Source organism: Xenorhabdus sp. PB61.4 (genome assembly GCF_963894935.1).
In the GTDB taxonomy this organism is placed as follows: Bacteria; Pseudomonadota; Gammaproteobacteria; order Enterobacterales; family Enterobacteriaceae; genus Xenorhabdus; species Xenorhabdus stockiae.
In genome coordinates this window covers 1-17,688 of the sequence record NZ_CAWQJR010000185.1, presented here as the reverse complement: position 1 = coordinate 17,688, position 17,688 = coordinate 1, and the positions used below count along the sequence as shown (strand labels likewise).

Annotated in this window: 16 protein-coding genes; 9 read left to right on the top strand and 7 right to left on the bottom strand. The window is 43.2% G+C overall.

The features are described 5' to 3' along the window. Nucleotides 1-74: 74 nt before the first annotated feature. On the top strand, nt 75-1,079 hold the full coding sequence (locus AACX68_RS15545) for a S66 family peptidase (RefSeq protein ID WP_228859710.1): 1,005 nt from the start codon (nt 75-77) through the stop codon (nt 1,077-1,079). A gap of 34 nt (nt 1,080-1,113) precedes the next feature. Here AACX68_RS15545 and AACX68_RS15540 read toward each other — a convergent pair whose 3' ends face one another. Further along, nucleotides 1,114-1,899, bottom strand: a complete 786-nt coding sequence (locus AACX68_RS15540) for an AraC family transcriptional regulator (protein WP_228859706.1) — start codon at nt 1,897-1,899, stop codon at nt 1,114-1,116. A gap of 123 nt (nt 1,900-2,022) precedes the next feature. Between AACX68_RS15540 and AACX68_RS15535 the strand changes: the two genes are divergently transcribed. Then, nucleotides 2,023-3,168 (top strand): multidrug effflux MFS transporter, encoded by a 1,146-nt coding sequence (locus AACX68_RS15535; protein ID WP_228859705.1) that lies wholly within the window; start codon nt 2,023-2,025, stop codon nt 3,166-3,168. 35 nt (nt 3,169-3,203) lie between these two features. Here AACX68_RS15535 and AACX68_RS15530 read toward each other — a convergent pair whose 3' ends face one another. The 4 genes from AACX68_RS15530 to AACX68_RS15515 form a co-directional block, all read right to left on the bottom strand. Further along, complete coding sequence (locus AACX68_RS15530) at nt 3,204-3,503, bottom strand: helix-turn-helix domain-containing protein (RefSeq protein WP_228859704.1); 300 nt, start codon at nt 3,501-3,503, stop codon at nt 3,204-3,206. Continuing rightward, nucleotides 3,500-3,847, bottom strand: a complete 348-nt coding sequence (locus AACX68_RS15525; RefSeq protein WP_445286293.1) for a type II toxin-antitoxin system RelE/ParE family toxin — start codon at nt 3,845-3,847, stop codon at nt 3,500-3,502. Before AACX68_RS15525 ends, AACX68_RS15530 begins: the two co-directional genes overlap by 4 nt. A gap of 96 nt (nt 3,848-3,943) precedes the next feature. Next, nucleotides 3,944-4,687, bottom strand: coding sequence for a type 2 GTP cyclohydrolase I (locus AACX68_RS15520; protein WP_228859702.1), 744 nt, complete (start codon nt 4,685-4,687; stop codon nt 3,944-3,946). Nucleotides 4,688-4,905: 218 nt separating this feature from the next. Continuing rightward, complete coding sequence (locus AACX68_RS15515; protein WP_099109094.1) at nt 4,906-5,109, bottom strand: YbfA family protein; 204 nt, start codon at nt 5,107-5,109, stop codon at nt 4,906-4,908. A gap of 350 nt (nt 5,110-5,459) precedes the next feature. Here AACX68_RS15515 and kdpF point away from each other — a divergent pair, with 350 nt between their 5' ends. The 5 genes from kdpF to kdpD are packed head-to-tail and all read left to right on the top strand — an operon-like array spanning nt 5,460 to nt 12,686. Then, on the top strand, nt 5,460-5,549 hold the full coding sequence (gene kdpF / locus AACX68_RS15510; RefSeq protein ID WP_099109093.1) for a K(+)-transporting ATPase subunit F: 90 nt from the start codon (nt 5,460-5,462) through the stop codon (nt 5,547-5,549). After that, nucleotides 5,550-7,256, top strand: a complete 1,707-nt coding sequence (gene kdpA, locus AACX68_RS15505; RefSeq protein ID WP_228859701.1) for a potassium-transporting ATPase subunit KdpA — start codon at nt 5,550-5,552, stop codon at nt 7,254-7,256. A gap of 32 nt (nt 7,257-7,288) precedes the next feature. Next, complete coding sequence (gene kdpB, locus AACX68_RS15500; RefSeq protein WP_228859700.1) at nt 7,289-9,355, top strand: potassium-transporting ATPase subunit KdpB; 2,067 nt, start codon at nt 7,289-7,291, stop codon at nt 9,353-9,355. Between the two features lie 44 nt (nt 9,356-9,399). Then, on the top strand, nt 9,400-9,981 hold the full coding sequence (gene kdpC, locus AACX68_RS15495) for a potassium-transporting ATPase subunit KdpC (RefSeq protein ID WP_228859699.1): 582 nt from the start codon (nt 9,400-9,402) through the stop codon (nt 9,979-9,981). A gap of 2 nt (nt 9,982-9,983) precedes the next feature. Beyond that, the gene (kdpD, locus tag AACX68_RS15490) at nt 9,984-12,686 is read left to right on the top strand and encodes a two-component system sensor histidine kinase KdpD (RefSeq protein WP_228859698.1); all 2,703 of its coding nucleotides are present in this window, start codon (nt 9,984-9,986) and stop codon (nt 12,684-12,686) included. 300 nt (nt 12,687-12,986) lie between these two features. On the opposite strand, the gene pgm is transcribed toward kdpD, so the two are convergent. Both pgm and seqA read right to left on the bottom strand, forming a co-directional pair. Next, nucleotides 12,987-14,627 carry a phosphoglucomutase (alpha-D-glucose-1,6-bisphosphate-dependent) gene (pgm, locus tag AACX68_RS15485; RefSeq protein WP_228859697.1) on the bottom strand — a complete coding sequence of 547 codons (1,641 nt, stop codon included), beginning with the start codon at nt 14,625-14,627 and terminating at the stop codon, nt 12,987-12,989. Between the two features lie 119 nt (nt 14,628-14,746). After that, a complete protein-coding gene (seqA, locus tag AACX68_RS15480) occupies nt 14,747-15,280 on the bottom strand; it encodes a replication initiation negative regulator SeqA (protein WP_228859696.1) in 534 nt (177 codons plus the stop codon). Between the two features lie 261 nt (nt 15,281-15,541). Between seqA and ybfF the strand changes: the two genes are divergently transcribed. Next, nucleotides 15,542-16,321, top strand: a complete 780-nt coding sequence (ybfF, locus tag AACX68_RS15475; RefSeq protein ID WP_228859695.1) for an esterase — start codon at nt 15,542-15,544, stop codon at nt 16,319-16,321. A 308-nt stretch (nt 16,322-16,629) separates the two neighbouring features. Beyond that, a complete protein-coding gene (locus AACX68_RS15470; RefSeq protein ID WP_228859694.1) occupies nt 16,630-17,385 on the top strand; it encodes a class I SAM-dependent DNA methyltransferase in 756 nt (251 codons plus the stop codon). Nucleotides 17,386-17,688 lie beyond the last annotated feature (303 nt).

Sequence of the window (17,688 nt, the reverse complement as noted above, 5' to 3'; positions counted from 1 at the left end):
GGCCTCCTGTCTGGCGGTTAAGGTACAGTATTCATTGTGTGGTACCCATTATTTTTCGAATAAAAGGTAGCGCCATGATCCTCCCTAAAAAATTATCCATTGGTGAAACTATCGGTTTTTTCTCCTCTTCATCTCCTGCTACTGCTTTTGCACCGACTCGTTTTGCCAGAAGTGTCCGTTATTTAGAAAGTAAAGGTTATAAAACAAAAGCGGGAATACTCACCGGTAAAAGCGACTTTTATCGTTCAGGAACCATCATGCAACGAGTGGAAGAGTTTAATGCCCTGCTTCGTGACCCGGAAGTAAGGTGTGTTATGTCTACTATAGGAGGTGACAATTCAAACTCAATGCTGCCATATATTGATTATGATGCCATCAGAGAAGATCCTAAAATTATTATTGGTTATTCTGACATAACAGCACTTTTACTTGGAATATATCAGAAAACCAATGTAGTGACTTTTTATGGCCCTGCATTAGTTGCTTCATTTGGTGAATTTCCACCTTTAGTTGATGAGACATTCAATAATTTTTCTCAAATAGTCAATAATAATCACTCTCTTCCTTTTATATATAAACAGCCTGAACATTGGGCTGATGAATATATCGAATGGGAAACTCAGATAACCCCTAAAAACACATATCCTAATAATTGGATTTTTGATGGAAAAGGAACGTTCCGAGGCAGATTAATTGGTGGTAATTTAAATACTCTTTGTGGGATTTGGGGAAGTGAATATATGCCTGAAATTAAAACAGGTGATATTTTACTTATTGAAGACTGTTTCAAAGGAATAGAGCTGGTTGAACGCGCTTTCTCCCATCTGCTGTTATGTGGGGTCTTTGATAAAGTTTCAGCAATTATTCTTGGAAAACACGAACAATTTGATGATAAAGGAACAGGAAGAAACTCTCTGGATGTGCTGAAAGAAGTTCTGAATGGGAAAGAAGTTCCTGTTCTGGCTGATTTCGATTGTTGCCATACACACCCAATGTTTACCATGCCACTTGGCGTTGACGTTGTTGTCGATTTTGATTCAGAGTCTGTTTATCTGACTGAACCATATTGTGTAAATTAACTATTTTTAAATAATTCAGAGTACAAATTAATTGTTAATCTCTATCTGTCTTCCTTTCTGAACCCGCCATATACTCCCGTGGCGGTCTTCCCATAATTTTACGGAAAAAAGTCACAAAAGCACTGTCACTGGTAAATCCCAGTTCCTGCGCAACATAAGATAATGTTTTGCCCTGTGCCAATAACTCTATCGCTTTAACCAATCGCCATTGCTGACGCCATTGTTGATAATTCATTCCCGTTTCACGCTTAAATATACGGGTAATGGTTTTTTCACTGGCTCCAATATAGGTTGAAATCACCTGTAGTGAAGGTGGCAATTGCTCAAAGGATAAACTCGTAAAACGGCGATCAGAAGGTAATGGTAATAACGTTGGTTCCCGGTGCGCCTCACTAATTTCATCAAGAAATACTGCCAGTAAATTTGCGTTTTTTCCCTGCTCCCAGTCAGTATCAAACGGAGATATTGCGATACGCTCCAGAACAGCCTGTAGCAACGGAGTGGCTTCCAGTATCGCACACTGCTCCGGCAGACATTGTACTTCAGAAATATCGAGATAAATTGATCGATATCCGATGGAACCTCGCATTTCTGCCCGATGTCGTGTCTTTGGTGGGATCCATGCCACTCGGGTTGGCGGCAAAATCGAGATCTGGCTGGCTAATGTGATTTTGATACAGCCACGCTGAGTAAACAACAATTGCCCCATACCATGTTGATGAAATCCGGAATCATGCTGCCCCATTTCTGCCGCTATACCCGCAACGAGTACATTCAGATTATCCGGATCAAACTGATCACTCTGCCGCAACCATGCCATATCTAGTCCTCAAGTGTGGATGTCCGATTATATAAATATATTGTCTTTATTATCATAAACAGACAATCACTAAAATGTTAGCCTTCTGCTCATAATTCATTCACTTTCATGAAGAAAAATACTATGCAAATCAAACCACCACTTTGGTTAGCCATTGCTCTGATGATGTTTCCTCAGATTGTAGAAACCATCTATAGCCCGGCATTAACCAACATTTCCCGTGGATTTTCCGTCAGCGTGGAACAAGCTTCTCAAACCTTGTCACTCTACTTTTTCGCTTTTGCGATTGGCATAGTCGTATGGGGGCGATTGTGTGATGTTATTGGCAGGCGCCCTACAATTATTGCCGGATTATTACTTTATAGTAGTGCCTGTTTGCTGGCTCTATTAACTGCACATTTCTGGTTACTACTTATTGCCAGAATGTTATCTGCTTTTGGTGCAGCAGTCGGGTCAATCGGAACACAGACTATGATGCGCGATAGTTATCGTGGTGAAGAGCTGGCCCGTGTTTTCTCTATTATGGGCATTGCTCTGGCTGCCAGCCCAGCCATCGGTATGATCAGCGGTTCCACGTTGAATCATTTTGGTAATTATCAGGCGGTATTTGCAGGTCTGGCGATTTTAGCTGTTATCCTCACTGTGTGGTCTGTGGCACGTTTACCTGAAACACGCCCTACCACTATTACCAAAGTCGTTTTATCAGAAACAGCCCGTATGATGCTGAAAGATATTTCAATCTGGCGAAGTGCTTTTCTTATCGCTTTATTTAATATTTGTCTATTTAGCTACTATCAACTGGCACCTTTCCGTTTTGATCAACTCGGAATATCACCAACACTGTTCGGCTACACCGGCCTGATTCTTGCCTTCGGTGTCATGTTAGGCTCTGTATTGAATAAGCTGTTGTTGAAAAAGAAGTGGGAAACCGAAAAACTCACTTTTCTTGCGGCATGTCTTACCCTGTTCAGTGGAATTTTTGTTTATCTACTCGAAAATAGCTGGCTGTTTATTTTTCCCATGCTGGGAATAGTTATCGCCTACGGCGTCGCTATTCCAAACCTTCTCGCATCTGCGTTAACTCACTATACAGACAGATTGGGCACAGCAGGCGCTTTATTGGGGTTATTTTACTACATGCTATTGGCGGGAGGTTTGACAATTGCCGGTTGGAGTCAGGCTTTGGGTAATACTCTGGCTTATTGTGGATTAGCCACTGTGCTTTTATCCCTGCCAGGTATTATACCAAGCAGGGAGAGTAAATTTTGAAGTTAATAGCACCAAGAGAGATATTCCAACAGCTGCTATATATGAAAAATTTTTCCATTACCTGTCGGAAATTCTACAGTTAAGCTCAATTTTCCTCCCATAGCTTCAACGTAGCGTTTCAGGGTGACTAACTTTATATCATTACCCCGTTGTTCTATTTGAGTAATAGCTGGCTGGCTGATACCTAAACTATCAGCCAGCTTTTGTTGAGAAATATTTAACTCTTCTCTTAATAGCTGTAAGCCGGTTTCTAAAATCTGCTCATCAGCCATTTGTTTTATATCTTTACGATCTTCTACTGAAAATTCCTGAATCTTTTCTTTGAGAGTTTTCACTTTTTGTCCTCCAAATTCGCCAAATGCGCCTCATATTCAGCATCAGCAATTGGGATCATTTCTTTATAAAAACGCTTATCATTTAAAGCCTTATCACCCGCACATAAGATAATCGCCTGTCTTAGCGGATCAAATGCAAAAAGCGCTCTGAATGGCCTTCCTTTACATTGAATCCTTAGTTCTTTCATATTATTGAATTTTGAACCATATAAAGAATCAACTGCAGGACGGCCCAGTTGAGGACCAAAGACTTCTAACACACTCAGGTCTGCTAATATCTTCTTCTGTATACTGATATCTTGTTCATCAAGCCACTCTTCAAAGCGAGGAGTCAAAATTACAATCCACACGATAACCTCATAAGCCATAACTTATAATAGCATTATATAAGCTATAACTTATATATCAATTGTGTTTCATTGTAGTACATCAAGAGTACATCAAGCCGGATTAGGAATATCAACAAAAGTGACATCCAGCCCATGATGATTAGCCAGCCATTCACCGAGCGTTTTAATGCCATAGCGCTCAGTTGCATGGTGCCCTGCTGAGTAAAAATGCATCCCCATTTCACGGGCAACATGGATAGTCTTCTCTGATACTTCACCCGTCACAAAAGCATCAACACCAAATTCAGCAGCCTGCTCAATAAAACTCTGCCCTCCCCCGGTACACCATGCAATGGTCCGGATCTCTTCCCGTGCATTATCGCCGCAATGCAGCACTTTACGTTCCAGTCTTTGCTCAAGACGTTCAGTTAATTCTGTCGCGGTAATCGGTTGATCAAATACGCCATGAGGTAATAAAGCGTCAATGTTTCCTATGATCTTCACTCCCATCTGGCGGGCCAGCTGAACATTATTGCCCAGAGTGGGATGTGCATCCAGCGGAAGATGGTAGCCATACAAGTTGATATCGTTACAGAGTAAAGTCTGCAAACGGCGGCGTTTCATGCCACGGATGACAGGTGATTCATTTTTCCAGAAGTACCCATGATGTACGATGATAGCATCCGCCTCCAGACGAACAGCTTCATCCAGCAAAGCCTGACAGGCCGTCACTCCCGTTATAACACGCTGAATATGGGGGCGTCCTTCTACCTGTAATCCATTAGGGGCATAATCCTGAAACTCCCGAACATTCAATTCCGTATTAATTACATGTTCTAATTCAACATTATTCATTACACACTCCCCATTATTTAGCATTTTCACAATAGAATCCGCACCAATTTACTTGCCTATAGTGATATTGTCTGTTAGTAGTAATAACACATCTGCAGCAATAAGCGATAAAAGTAAAACACCCTGCCAGCTAAAGCAGGCAGGGTGCAAGAATACTATATCCGGAAAACGATATCAGGCAGAAAAACGAAGAGCAGGACTCTGCCAAGTAGGGAAATTTAGGGGTTTAGCGTATCTGAAGCAACTTCTGTGCGTTCCAGCCAAACTGGTTTATCACTGGTTTTTACCCATACTTTATGTAAGTAGCTGTAGAAACGGGCACGCTCACGACTAAACAGCATAAAAGGAAGTGCAATAACGCCTAATGCGACGGCACCAATGCGCCGCAAGAGAACCTGATGCCGGGAATATTCACGATACATAGAGACCTCCTCAAATGGGCAATAACTCAATAACTGTAAGACCTGACAAATTTTACTCGATAAAATGAAAATTTACTACTGATCCGACCACTTTTTTACTGCTTAAAATCACTGTTTTTTTATCTTAGCGTAATTTTATTACAAATAAACGATCTAAACAGAAACAAAACCAACATATTAAAAACATAAAATTAACCTGTCAGGTTTTGCTAAACTTACTTTTCACCGAGTCCAATTAATCAGTATTACTTATATTTACTTTGTGCTTTCAGGTTCTCTTTTTATCACTTCTTGATTGGTCATTTTATTCTAATCCGGTTTGTTATTAAGAAGTAACAAGGAGATAAATAGTGAATAACTTACTTATTATTGGCGCTATTCTGGTAGTGTTATTACTTTTCTATCTGGTTTATGCATTATTGAATGCGGAGGATTTCTAGATGGAAACCTCTGCTTTTTTACTTGTCGCTACTTTCTTATTATTACTATTTATATTAAGTAAACCTCTCGGACATTTAATCGCAAATCTCATTGAGAGCGATTTACCTCATCGGCTCACCAATGCCGAAATGATTTTATGGCGTTGTTGTGGCTTAAAAAAACCGGGTGACAATGTTAAAGAAATGAACTGGTGGCAATATTCATTTGCTATTATTGCCTTTAACCTTGCAGGGTTATTATTACTATTTATCCTATTGATAAGCCAAAAATATCTGCCACTCAATCCCCAACATTTTGCTGGTATGAAATGGGATTTAGCTCTCAATACAGCCATCAGCTTTGTCACCAACACGAACTGGCAGGCCTACAGTGGCGAGAATACCCTCAGTTACCTGAGCCAGATGGCTGGGTTAACCGTACAAAATTTCCTGTCTGCTGCAACGGGTATTGCCATCGCTTTTGCACTGATACGGGCATTTTCCCGACAAGGTGTGAAAACACTGGGAAATGCCTGGATTGATATCACCCGCATTACACTCTATCTGTTACTTCCTCTGGCGATCATTATCGCGTTGATCCTTGCCAGTCAGGGAGTGATCCAAAACTTCTCTCCATATATTTCTGTTCACACCCTTGAAGGCCATCAGCAATTACTTCCGATGGGACCTGTCGCCTCTCAAGAAGCCATCAAAATATTAGGAACAAATGGAGGTGGTGTATTTGGCGCTAATTCAGCTCATCCTTTTGAAAATCCTAATACGATCAGTAATTTCGTACAGATGATTTCCATCTTTTTGATCCCCAGTGCGTTGTGTTTCGCCTTTGGTCTGGTTGTTGGAGACAATCGGCAAGGGTACTCCCTGTTATGGGCAATGGGGATTATTTTTGTAATTTCTGTTGCCATCGTGATGGGCGCTGAAACTATGGGTAACCCCCATTTCATGCCATCAGGCATTAACAGCAATATCAATATGGAAGGAAAGGAATCACGCTTTGGTATTCTTGCCTCCTCCCTCTATGGCGTAGTCACCACTTCTGCCTCTTGCGGAGCGGTTAATTCCATGCATGATTCCTTTACAGCACTGGGAGGCATGATACCACTCTGGCTCATGCAAATCGGCGAAGTCGTCTTTGGCGGTGTAGGTGCCGGGATTTATGGCATATTGCTATTTGTCCTGCTGGCTGTCTTTATTGCCGGCCTGATGATTGGCCGTGCTCCCGAGTATCTGGGTAAAAAAATTGATGTTCATGAGATGAAAATGGTCGCTTTGGCGATTCTGGTCACACCTTCCCTTATTTTACTGGGAACCGCGCTGTCAGTTTCATTCGAGGCAGGAAAAAGCGCCGTAACAAACCCAGGGGCACATGGTTTCACCGAAATACTCTATGCTGTGACATCTGCGGCTAATAACAATGGCAGTGCTTTTGCCGGTCTGGCCGCCAACAGCGTATTTTACAATCTGCTTTTAGGCACCATCATGCTCCTCGGCCGATTTGGCATCATTCTGCCTGTACTGTCCATCGCCGGATCGATGAGCAGTAAAAAACGGCAGCCTATCAGCAACGGTACCCTGCCCACTCACACCACATTATTCATTGGCTTATTGATTTTAGTCATCTTATTGATTGGAGCACTCACTTTCATACCCGCACTGGCTCTTGGCCCTATTGCAGAGCATTTACAGCTTTGGCAACTATCACAATAAGTGAAGTTGTGAAATAAATTGTGAGATAAGTGATGAGAAATAAAAAGCAGGCATTATTTGAATCCGGACTAGTTCGTCAGGCAATTATCGATTCAGTAAAAAAATGTCATCCTGCCGTCCAATGGCATAATCCGGTTATGTTTGTCGTTTACCTCGGTAGCTGTCTGGCCACTTTATTATGGCTCAGTATCCTGACCGGCCAAACGACGGGTGATGCCCTCTTTACCGGCTCCATTGCTTTATGGTTATGGTTCACTGTATTGTTTGCCAATTTTGCAGAAGCGCTGGCAGAAGGACGCAGTCAGGCTCAGGCCTCCAGTCTGAAAGGTGTCAAAAAAACAACATGGGCAATCAGACTTTCATCCCCCAGCCGCGATGCGGCAAAAGAAAAAGTCACTTCCGATTGTTTACGCAAAGGCGATATTGTCCTGATAGAAGCGGGTGAAATTATCCCCTGCGATGGCGAAGTCCTTGAAGGTGGTGCATCAGTTAATGAAAGCGCCATTACCGGCGAGTCAGCACCAGTGATACGGGAATCCGGCGGTGATTTTTCTTCCGTGACAGGAGGCACCCAAGTACTGTCAGACTGGTTAATCGTGGAGTGTTCCGTCAATCCGGGAGAAACCTTCCTCGACCGGATGATCTCAATGGTTGAAGGAGCCAAGCGGCGGAAAACCCCGAATGAAATTGCCCTGACCATTTTACTTACCGCGCTCACCATCATTTTCCTGCTGACCTGTGCCAGCTTACTCCCCTTTTCCCTATTCAGTGTTGAAGCCAACCACACTGGTGCACCTATCACAGTTACCGTTCTGATTGCACTTTTAGTGTGTTTAATTCCCACCACTATTGGTGGGCTGCTTTCTGCCATTGGTGTGGCAGGAATGAGCCGCATGCTGGAAGCCAATGTCATTGCCACCAGCGGACGTGCCATTGAAGCCGCAGGTGATGTCGATGTGCTGTTACTGGATAAAACCGGGACAATTACTTTGGGAAATCGTCAGGCCTCTCAGTTTCTGCCCGCTCCCGGCGTTACAGAACGGCAACTGGCTGATGCTGCACAGCTTTCCTCTCTGGCAGATGAAACACCGGAAGGTCGCAGTATCGTCATTCTGGCAAAACAGCGCTTCAATATGCGTGAACGTGATCTGCGTACATTAAATGCTACATTTGTTCCTTTTTCTGCCATGACCCGCATGAGCGGAGTCAACATCAACGATCGCATGATCCGTAAAGGTGCTGTTGATGCCATCCGACGCCATATTGAAGCCAACCGCAGCCAGTTCCCTGAAGCCATTAATCTGTTGGTACAACAGGTTGCAAGCAAAGGGGGAACACCGCTGGTTGTCGCGGAAAATCAGCGGGTTTTGGGTGTCGTTGCCCTGAAAGATATTATTAAGGGCGGTATTAAGGAGCGTTTCAGTGAAATGCGCAGAATGGGGATCAAAACGGTGATGATCACCGGTGATAACCATCTCACAGCCGCAGCCATTGCTGCTGAGGCCGGTGTCGATGATTTTCTGGCAGAAGCGACACCCGAAGCAAAACTGACTTTGATCCGCCAGTATCAATCTGAAGGGCGTCTGGTTGCCATGACCGGCGATGGAACAAACGATGCTCCCGCACTGGCTCAGGCTGATGTGGCCGTTGCCATGAATTCAGGAACTCAGGCTGCAAAAGAGGCCGGTAATATGGTGGATCTGGATTCCAATCCCACGAAATTAATTGAAGTGGTACGTATTGGTAAGCAAATGCTGATGACCAGAGGCTCTTTAACCACATTTAGCATTGCCAATGACATTGCTAAGTATTTCGCCATTATTCCAGCCGCATTCGCTGTCACTTACCCGCAACTTAATGCGCTGAATATCATGCACCTTCATTCACCGCAATCAGCAGTGCTGTCAGCGGTTATTTTCAATGCGCTTATCATTATTTTTTTACTGCCACTCGCTCTGAAAGGTATCAGCTATCGTCCGATGAATGCTCTCTCACTTCTGAGACGTAATTTATGGATATATGGTCTGGGGGGTTTGCTGATGCCTTTTGCGGCGATCAAACTGATCGATATGTTACTCACTGTATTAGGCTTTAAATAGACCATCATTCTCTCAGGATTTGACTATCAGGTAAGGTGAAAAAAATGACTTGGTTACGTTCTTCCATTGTTCTGTTGATATTTCTCACCCTGATCACCGGGATCGCATATCCGCTGCTGATCACTGGCCTGTCCACAACCTTGTTTCACCATCAGGCGACAGGTTCACTCATCGAACAGGATGGTGAGTTGCTCGGTTCAGAATTAATCGGTCAGGAATTTACCAAAGCGAACTATTTTCATGGACGTCCTTCAATGACGGCTGAACAGCCTTATAATGCACAGTCATCCGGGGGAAGTAATCTCGCACCAACTAACCCGCTTTTATTCCAGAAAATACAACAGCGCATTATTAAAATACGCCTATTTAACCACCCGGAAAATCATCCTATTCCTGTCGATTTAGTCACCGCATCCGGTAGTGGCCTTGATCCCCATATTTCACCTGAAGCTGCTGCATTTCAGGCTCATCGTATTGCTACAGCCCGGCACCTGCCGGTAGATTTAATCAATAAGCTGATTGAGGAGAACATCGAATTTCCGCCAATACATTATTTAGGTCAGCCTGTTGTCAACGTACTAAAACTCAATCTGGCGTTAGATAACCAGCGAGCACAAGGCAAATAACGATGACTGAGACAGAACCACAACGTCCTGACCCAGACAATTTGCTGACGCTGGCAAATGAAAAACCACGGGGCAAACTGAAAATTTTCTTCGGGGCCTGTGCCGGAGTAGGAAAAACCTACGCCATGTTACAGGAAGCTCAACGCCTGCTGGCTCAGGGGCTGGATATTATTGTCGGTGTCGTTGAAACCCACGGACGGCAGGAAACCGCGGCACTATTAAAAGGCCTTCCACAGTTGCCGCCAAAATATATCTACTCGGCTCAACGCAGAGTCCCGGTATTTGATATTGATGCAGCTATTGCCCGTCATCCTGCCATCATCCTGATGGATGAATTAGCCTACAGTAATCCGAAGGGTTGTCGGCATCCCAAACGCTGGCAGGATGTGGAAGAACTGCTGGAAGCCGGGATTGATGTCCTGACTACCATTAACGTACAGCATCTGGAAAGCCTGAATGATATTGTCGGTGGTATTACCGGTATCCGGGTGAGAGAAACTATTCCCGATCATATCTTTGATAATGCCGATGATGTTGTTTTAGTGGATCTTCCACCCGATGATCTGCGCCAGCGGCTTCACGAAGGTAAAGTTTATATTCCGGCTCAGGCTGAACGGGCTATTGAACATTTTTTCCGGAAAGGAAACCTGATTGCCCTGCGTGAACTGGCCTTGCGCCGTACCGCAGATCGTGTGGATGATCAGATGCGCGCTTTCCGCGATACACGGGGGAAAGAGCCTGTCTGGCATACGCGGGATAACCTGCTGTTATGTATCGGCGATAATCATGGTAATGAAAAATTGATCCGCAAGGCGGCCCGGCTTGCAGCGAAACTGGACTGTACCTGGCATGCTGTTTATGTTGAAACGCCTAAATTACACCGGTTGCCGGAAATCAAACGTCGAACTATTTTAAAAACATTGATGCTGGCACAGGAACTCGGAGCAGAAACAGCCACACTTTCAGAGCCTCATAAAGAAAAAGCCATCCTTCGCTACGCCAGAGAACACAACCTCGGAAAAATCATCGTCGGGCGCTACCATAGTTTATATTCCACCCTCTTTAGCCATCGATGGCGTTCTGATTTTGTCGGACGTTTAGGTAAACTTGGCCCCGATCTGGACATCATTATTATTGCCCTTGAAGATAAAAAACAGCACTGGATCAAAGAGCCGGCTGAACAACGATTATCCAGTGACAAGTGGATAAACCAGCTTCAGGGATTCATGATCGCCATTATACTGTGTACCTTTATTACCTTATTTTCCCGTACCGTTTTATTCCCTCTCGATAAGGCCAACCTGATCACCCTTTATCTACTGGGCGTTGTTGTTATTGCGTTATTTTACGGGCGCTGGCCCTCAGTATTTTCTGCTTTCATCAATGTTGCCAGTTTCGATATCTTTTTTGTCAAACCCCACCTGTCACTGGCCGTTAATGATATGCAATATCTGCTTACCTTTACGGTCATGCTGATCGTGGGGGTTGTCGTCGGAAATCTGACCGCAGGAATACGTTATCAAGCCAGAATTGCGCGTTATAGGGAGCAGCGGACACGGCATTTATATGAAATCACCCGTGAACTCGGCCGGGCACTGAATGAAGAAGACGTTGCCCGCATCAGTTACCATTTTTTATCCAATAGCTTTCAGGCAAAAACAGGGTTATTACTGCCGGATGGCAATAATCATCTTTATCAGGTGAAAGCCTATAATGGTGGGCAGATGTTAGTTGATGAAGCCATCGCCAAATGGTGTTTTGATAAAAAACAACCTGCGGGAGCAGGAACGGATACTCTGCCGGGCGTGCCTTATCAGTTAATTCCCATCGCTACGCCATCACAAATTTTTGCTGTCCTCGCGATTGAATCATCAAATCCCCGCCAGCTATTGGTGCCTGAGCAACAACGTTTACTACAGATTTTTACCGGAATTATTGCTAACGCGCTGGAGCGCTTACATCTGGCCCGTGGTGCAGAATCCGCCAAACTGGAGAGTGAATGGGAACAATTACGTAATTCATTTATGACTGCGCTGTCACATGATTTGCTGACACCATTGACCCGCCTGTCTGAACAAACAGAAGTACTCAGACAGAATTTGTCCGTTACAAACTCTCAGCACGCTAAACAATTTCAGCATATTCATCAGCAAATCCTTAATATTTCACATCTGGTGAATAACATGCTGGATATCGTGCGTATCCAATCAGGCAGCCTTCAGCCCAATTTTGGCTGTTATTCACTGCAAGAAATCATTGATAACGCTTTACGCTCACTCGATTATGCTTTAAGCCGTTATAAGATAGATCTTTCCATGCCTGCTGATTTGTCCCTACAGTGCGATGCCTCTTTATTAGAGCGTGTCTTTGTCAACCTACTGGAAAATGCCATCAAATATACAGAGAAAGGTTCAGAACTGGGTATCAGGGCAACAATTGAAAAAGAAAAGGTCAATATCGAAGTCTGGGATACCGGCTCAGGATTACCCGGCGGAAAGGAAAAATCCATTTTTGATAAATTCTCACGTATCCCCCGCAAACATCGCAAACCCACGGCCATGAATTCCGGGTTAGGACTAACGATTTGTTATCACATTATTGAAATTCATAATGGAAAAATATGGGCGACAAATAATGAGAAAGGCGGAGCCAGTTTCCATTTTTCCCTTCCCCTTTGTTCCACCAATGATAATCGAGAAAAATGAAATACAGATCTAATTAAATGATAAGGAAATAACCATATGAAGCAGCTAATAACCCTATCGCTATCCACCATTCTGGCATTAATCTCATGGAGTACACATGCAACACCATCAGGGTTATCTAATACACCGGAACAATGTCAGGACCGAGCATACACTATATGTAAAAAACATATCGCTCATCCTAAAAAATACCAATTTTGTCTTGAAGAAATCTATAACACATGCATACGTCAATAATGTTGATTTTAACAAAAAGCCGCCGGTTTTCCTGCGGCTTTTTTTATCAGTATTCAGCGCTAATTAACCCGCAGCAAATACTTGGTTAACAATCTCCTGAGCTTCCTGCTCGATTTTTTCACGGTGTTCTGCACCAAGGAAACTTTCGCAATAAATTTTATAAGCTTCTTCCGTGCCAGAAGGGCGAGCCGCAAACCAGCCATTATCACTCATCACCTTCAGGCCGCCAATGGAAGCTCCATTACCGGAAGCAGTTGTCAGGCGAGCCGTAATTGGATCACCTGCCAGCGTATCAGCTTTTACCATTTCCGGTGACAACTTAGATAACTGTGCTTTCTGCTGATGACTTGCCGGAGCCTGAAGGCGGCTATAACTCGGTGTACCAAAACGGGCCGCCAATTTGTCATAGCGCTGTTGTGGATTTTCACCGGTCACTGCCATCATTTCCGCCGCAAGCAGGCAAAGAATGATACCGTCTTTATCTGTTGACCACGGAGTACCATCAAAACGCAGGAAAGATGCGCCTGCGCTTTCTTCTCCACCAAAGCCCAGCTCACCTTTATATAGCCCGTCAACAAACCATTTAAACCCGACAGGAACTTCCACCAGTTCACGTCCCAGATCAGCCACAACCCGATCAATCATGGCACTGGAAACCAGCGTCTTACCTACGGCCACTTTCTCAGACCATTGCGGGCGATGACGGAACAGGTAATCCACTGCCGTCGCCAGATAATGGTTAGGATTCATCAGGCCGGCTGGGGTAATGATGCCGTGACGGTCATAATCAGGATCATTGGCGAATGCCAAATCGAATTTATCCCGCAACTCCAGCAACCCGGCCATCGCCCAGCTGGATGAACAGTCCATCCGGATCACACCATCACGATCCAGTGTCATAAAGCGGAAAGTCTGATCAATGTTATCATTCACCAGCGTCAGATCGAGATTATAGTACTCACCGATCCGCTGCCAGTAAGCAATACCTGAGCCACCCAAGGGATCAATCCCGATTTTCAGGCCCGCTTTCTGAATCGCAGCCATATCGACAACTTCACCCAGCGCGGTGACATAAGGATCAACTAAATCCTGAGGATGCAGATATTCACTTTTTAATGCCTGTTCGTAAGGCTGGCGTTTAACGCTTTTCAGATTACCGACCAACAATTCATTAGCCCGATTTTCAATAACGGAAGTCAGATCCGTATCCGCCGGGCCACCATTAGGCGGATTATATTTAATACCACCATCTTCCGGAGGATTATGGGAAGGAGTAATCACAATACCATCAGCCAGATTTTTTCCCTGACGGTTATAAGACAAAATAGCATGTGAAATAGCAGGCGTTGGCGTAAAACCATTATTCTCCTGCACGACCACATCAACACCATTCGCTGTCAGTACTTCCAGCACGGAAATAAAAGCAGCTTCAGAAAGTGCATGCGTATCTTTCCCGATATAACACGGGCCAGTAATATCATATTGCTTACGTACTTCTACAATCGCCTGAGAAATTGCCAGAATATGCGCTTCGTTAAAGCTATTACGCCCGGCGCTGCCACGATGGCCGGAAGTGCCAAACTTGACTTTATGAGCCGGATTTTCGGGATTGGGTTGTAAGGTGTAATACTGTGATGTGAGGAGTGCAACATTGATCAAATCATGCTGCTGGGCCAGTTGCCCTGCCCTAGGATGAATCGCCACTTTATTTCTCCTGAAAGGCTGCACCGGACAGTCGCCAGTGCAGTATAAAACAGATATGCTGAACGGTTTAGAAAGTTATTGATTCACAGCAGACTGCTGACTAAACCTAAACGCCGAACTTAAATCGTGCCACACACTTTTTCAATCAAATTTACCGGTAAGCTCATATCCTGCATAACTTGTTCAATCATGCTGCGTTTACGGTCAGTATTGGTGTTGGTGATCACCCAAAAAGGTGTGCCGGGGATATGGCGAGGTTTGGTTTGCTTACCGCTGGCCAGCAGCGTATGTTCATCACCGGCAAAATACGTACGGGTACGGCCATGCATTGCTTCTGTTGTTCTGGCGAAACTTTCGCTGTCCAGACTATACAACGTAGACAACACTAACATGAAACGCTCAACGGATTTTTTCTTTTCAGCATATTCATCGGAAAGCAATAATTCACGTATAACGCGGACAGTATCTCGGGGACGTACAACTGGTATTTTGTTGACGGGTACAGGTTCACTGGCAGGCTGTGTAGTTTGTACTGGCTGCCCGGCGTCCAACTTCAGTATGCGCCGTAAAATATCAGATGCACTTTCACCGATATGCAGGGTTTGGCTTGCAATAAAGCGGTAAAGGTCTTCATCAACTTCTATCGTTTTCATTTCTATCCAGTACTGTTCTTAATGAAAAAATTATCCTCAGATTATAAGATATAATGCAACAAAACAAAACAATTAAACTTTCAATAACTTAAAGTGATTCTTTCTTAAATTGAGAATTTAAAAGAAAGAAACTTTTCCCCTAAAATAAATCAATCAGTTACAGCCGGCATCCCCTCATTTTGTTTGTTTCTGCTGATGTGTCATGATATTAAACTCTACAATATTAAACATTGTATGAACGTCATTAAACTCAGGCAAATTATGAAGTCAAACAATCAATTAAATTATCATTTACACAAACCCGAACATCCGTTGTCTTCCACTCCCATTATCCTTATCCATGGACTTTTTGGTGATTTAAACAACTTAGGAATATTAGGGCGTGATTTACAGCAAAATTATCCGGTGATTCAGATTGATGTACGAAATCACGGTATTTCTCCCCGTATGGAAAATATGGATTATCGTGACATGGCACAAGATGTGCTGGGCCTTCTTGACGAACTCGATATAGCAAAAGCCATCATTATAGGTCATTCCATGGGGGGAAAAATCGCCATGAGCATGACAGCAATTGCCCCGGAGCGCATTGAAAAAATCGCGGTGATTGATATAGCTCCGGTTGCTTATCAGGCAAGGCGTCATGACAGTATTTTTGCGGCACTGCACAAAGTAACGGAAGCGGGTGTACAAACCCGGCAGGCAGCTACAGACATCATGCTTGAGGATATTAAAGAAGATGGCGTGATCCCATTTCTACTAAAATCATTCCGTCAGGGGGAATGGAGATTTAACCTGCCCGTTCTGCAAAAAGAATACGAAAAAATTATCGGCTGGGAAACGATTCCGGCATGGCATAAACCAGCCTTATTTATTCGTGGTGGAAATTCCGATTACATTACGGAAGAATACCGGCAGGATATTATTAATCAATTCCCACAAGCCACCGCCTGGGTTGTCGCGGGAGCCGGTCATTGGGTTCATGCAGAGAAACCTGAAGCAGTACTCCGGGCAATTCATCGGTTTTTAGGCACTGAATAAAAAGAATAGGATATCAGCCTAGCTTAATATATGGGTTGATATCCTTACTAAACCTACCCGATATTATTATAGAATAACAATATATTTAAAATAAAATATCCAATTTATTTATTATATTCCATTAAAACAACATACCTGACATAAAAATAATCATATTAAACCAGATATTTATATATTAAGGTAAACCCCAGAAAAAAAACATCAAATGTTATATCGCTGACAAATTTAATTCTTATAAAACAGCAAAAAATTCCGCTTATTTTTTACCTTAGTTTTGTTTCTTTTATCTTAGTTAAGGACAGAAAGTAATGAATGAAAAAAACGTATATAACGCTATCGCTGATGTTTATGAAAGATTTTCAGATTCTGCTCCCCAGATAGATGTAGAAATCAGGACGGTTTTTGGGCTGGCAGGTGAGATACAGGGAAAATCAGTATTAGATTTAGCCTGTGGCTATGGCCTGTTTAGCCGGCTTTATAAAAGTCGTGGGGCATCAAAAGTTATCGGTGCTGATATCTCAACTAACATGATTGAAATTGCAAGAAACAAGTCCCGGCAATATGGTGATGGTATCGAATTTCATGTCAGAGATGTCTGCAACATGGAATCACTGGGTAAATTTGACATCATTAATGCATCCTGGCTATTTTGTAATGCTATCTCATTCGAAGAACTTGAAATGATGTTCCGCACTGTTGCTAATAATCTGGCACCTTCCGGTAAATTAATTGCTTACACTATTGAGCCTGACTACCGGTTAACAAAAGGTAACTGTACCAATTATCTCTGCAATATTCTTAGCGAAGAGCACTGTAGAGGCGGCCTCCTCTTTAAAGCCGAATTTACCTTTCCATCACGTAATCCTCCTCTTCCTCCAGCACCTTTTACAATGTACAGCTGGAGCCGTGAACAACACGCAGAGGCAAGTAATAAAGCGGGTTTACAGATTGAATGGCATAAACCCATGCTGTCACAAAGTGATATTGATAACCAGCCAGCTGGTTTTTGGGATACTTACCAGAATAACTGCCATGAAGCCGCGTTTGTTTGTAAATTCCTATAATATCAGTCAATCAATCTCTTCACGTATCAACATAGTTTCATCAAAATGACACCTTGAAGGGTGAAGAGTATAAACGGTATTCATCGCGACAAAATACAGTTCAATTTCATCATTGAATACAAAATCTAAAATAGAATATCAGCCCGAATATTAATATGGGTTGATATTCCTTCTAAAATAGATTGTTATCATTAATAGAAACAACAAGCCTTATTTGAGTACTTTCATATTAATCAAAAACAATACAAATGACATAAAAATAATTATATCAAATTTAGTTCTTATACATTAATGTATATTACA

Excerpts from the sequence above, each read along its gene's own strand:
- ybfF (WP_228859695.1), top strand. The coding sequence starts at position 15,542 with ATGAAGTCAAACAATCAATTAAATTATCATTTACACAAACCCGAACAT.
- AACX68_RS15535 (WP_228859705.1), top strand. The coding sequence starts at position 2,023 with ATGCAAATCAAACCACCACTTTGGTTAGCCATTGCTCTGATGATGTTT.
- AACX68_RS15520 (WP_228859702.1), bottom strand. The coding sequence starts at position 4,687 with ATGAATAATGTTGAATTAGAACATGTAATTAATACGGAATTGAATGTT.
- AACX68_RS15545 (WP_228859710.1), top strand. The coding sequence starts at position 75 with ATGATCCTCCCTAAAAAATTATCCATTGGTGAAACTATCGGTTTTTTC.
- AACX68_RS15470 (WP_228859694.1), top strand. The coding sequence starts at position 16,630 with ATGAATGAAAAAAACGTATATAACGCTATCGCTGATGTTTATGAAAGA.
- kdpC (WP_228859699.1), top strand. The coding sequence starts at position 9,400 with ATGACTTGGTTACGTTCTTCCATTGTTCTGTTGATATTTCTCACCCTG.
- AACX68_RS15515 (WP_099109094.1), bottom strand. The coding sequence starts at position 5,109 with ATGTATCGTGAATATTCCCGGCATCAGGTTCTCTTGCGGCGCATTGGT.
- kdpD (WP_228859698.1), top strand. The coding sequence starts at position 9,984 with ATGACTGAGACAGAACCACAACGTCCTGACCCAGACAATTTGCTGACG.
- seqA (WP_228859696.1), bottom strand. The coding sequence starts at position 15,280 with ATGAAAACGATAGAAGTTGATGAAGACCTTTACCGCTTTATTGCAAGC.
- AACX68_RS15540 (WP_228859706.1), bottom strand. The coding sequence starts at position 1,899 with ATGGCATGGTTGCGGCAGAGTGATCAGTTTGATCCGGATAATCTGAAT.
- kdpB (WP_228859700.1), top strand. The coding sequence starts at position 7,289 with ATGAGAAATAAAAAGCAGGCATTATTTGAATCCGGACTAGTTCGTCAG.
- kdpA (WP_228859701.1), top strand. The coding sequence starts at position 5,550 with ATGGAAACCTCTGCTTTTTTACTTGTCGCTACTTTCTTATTATTACTA.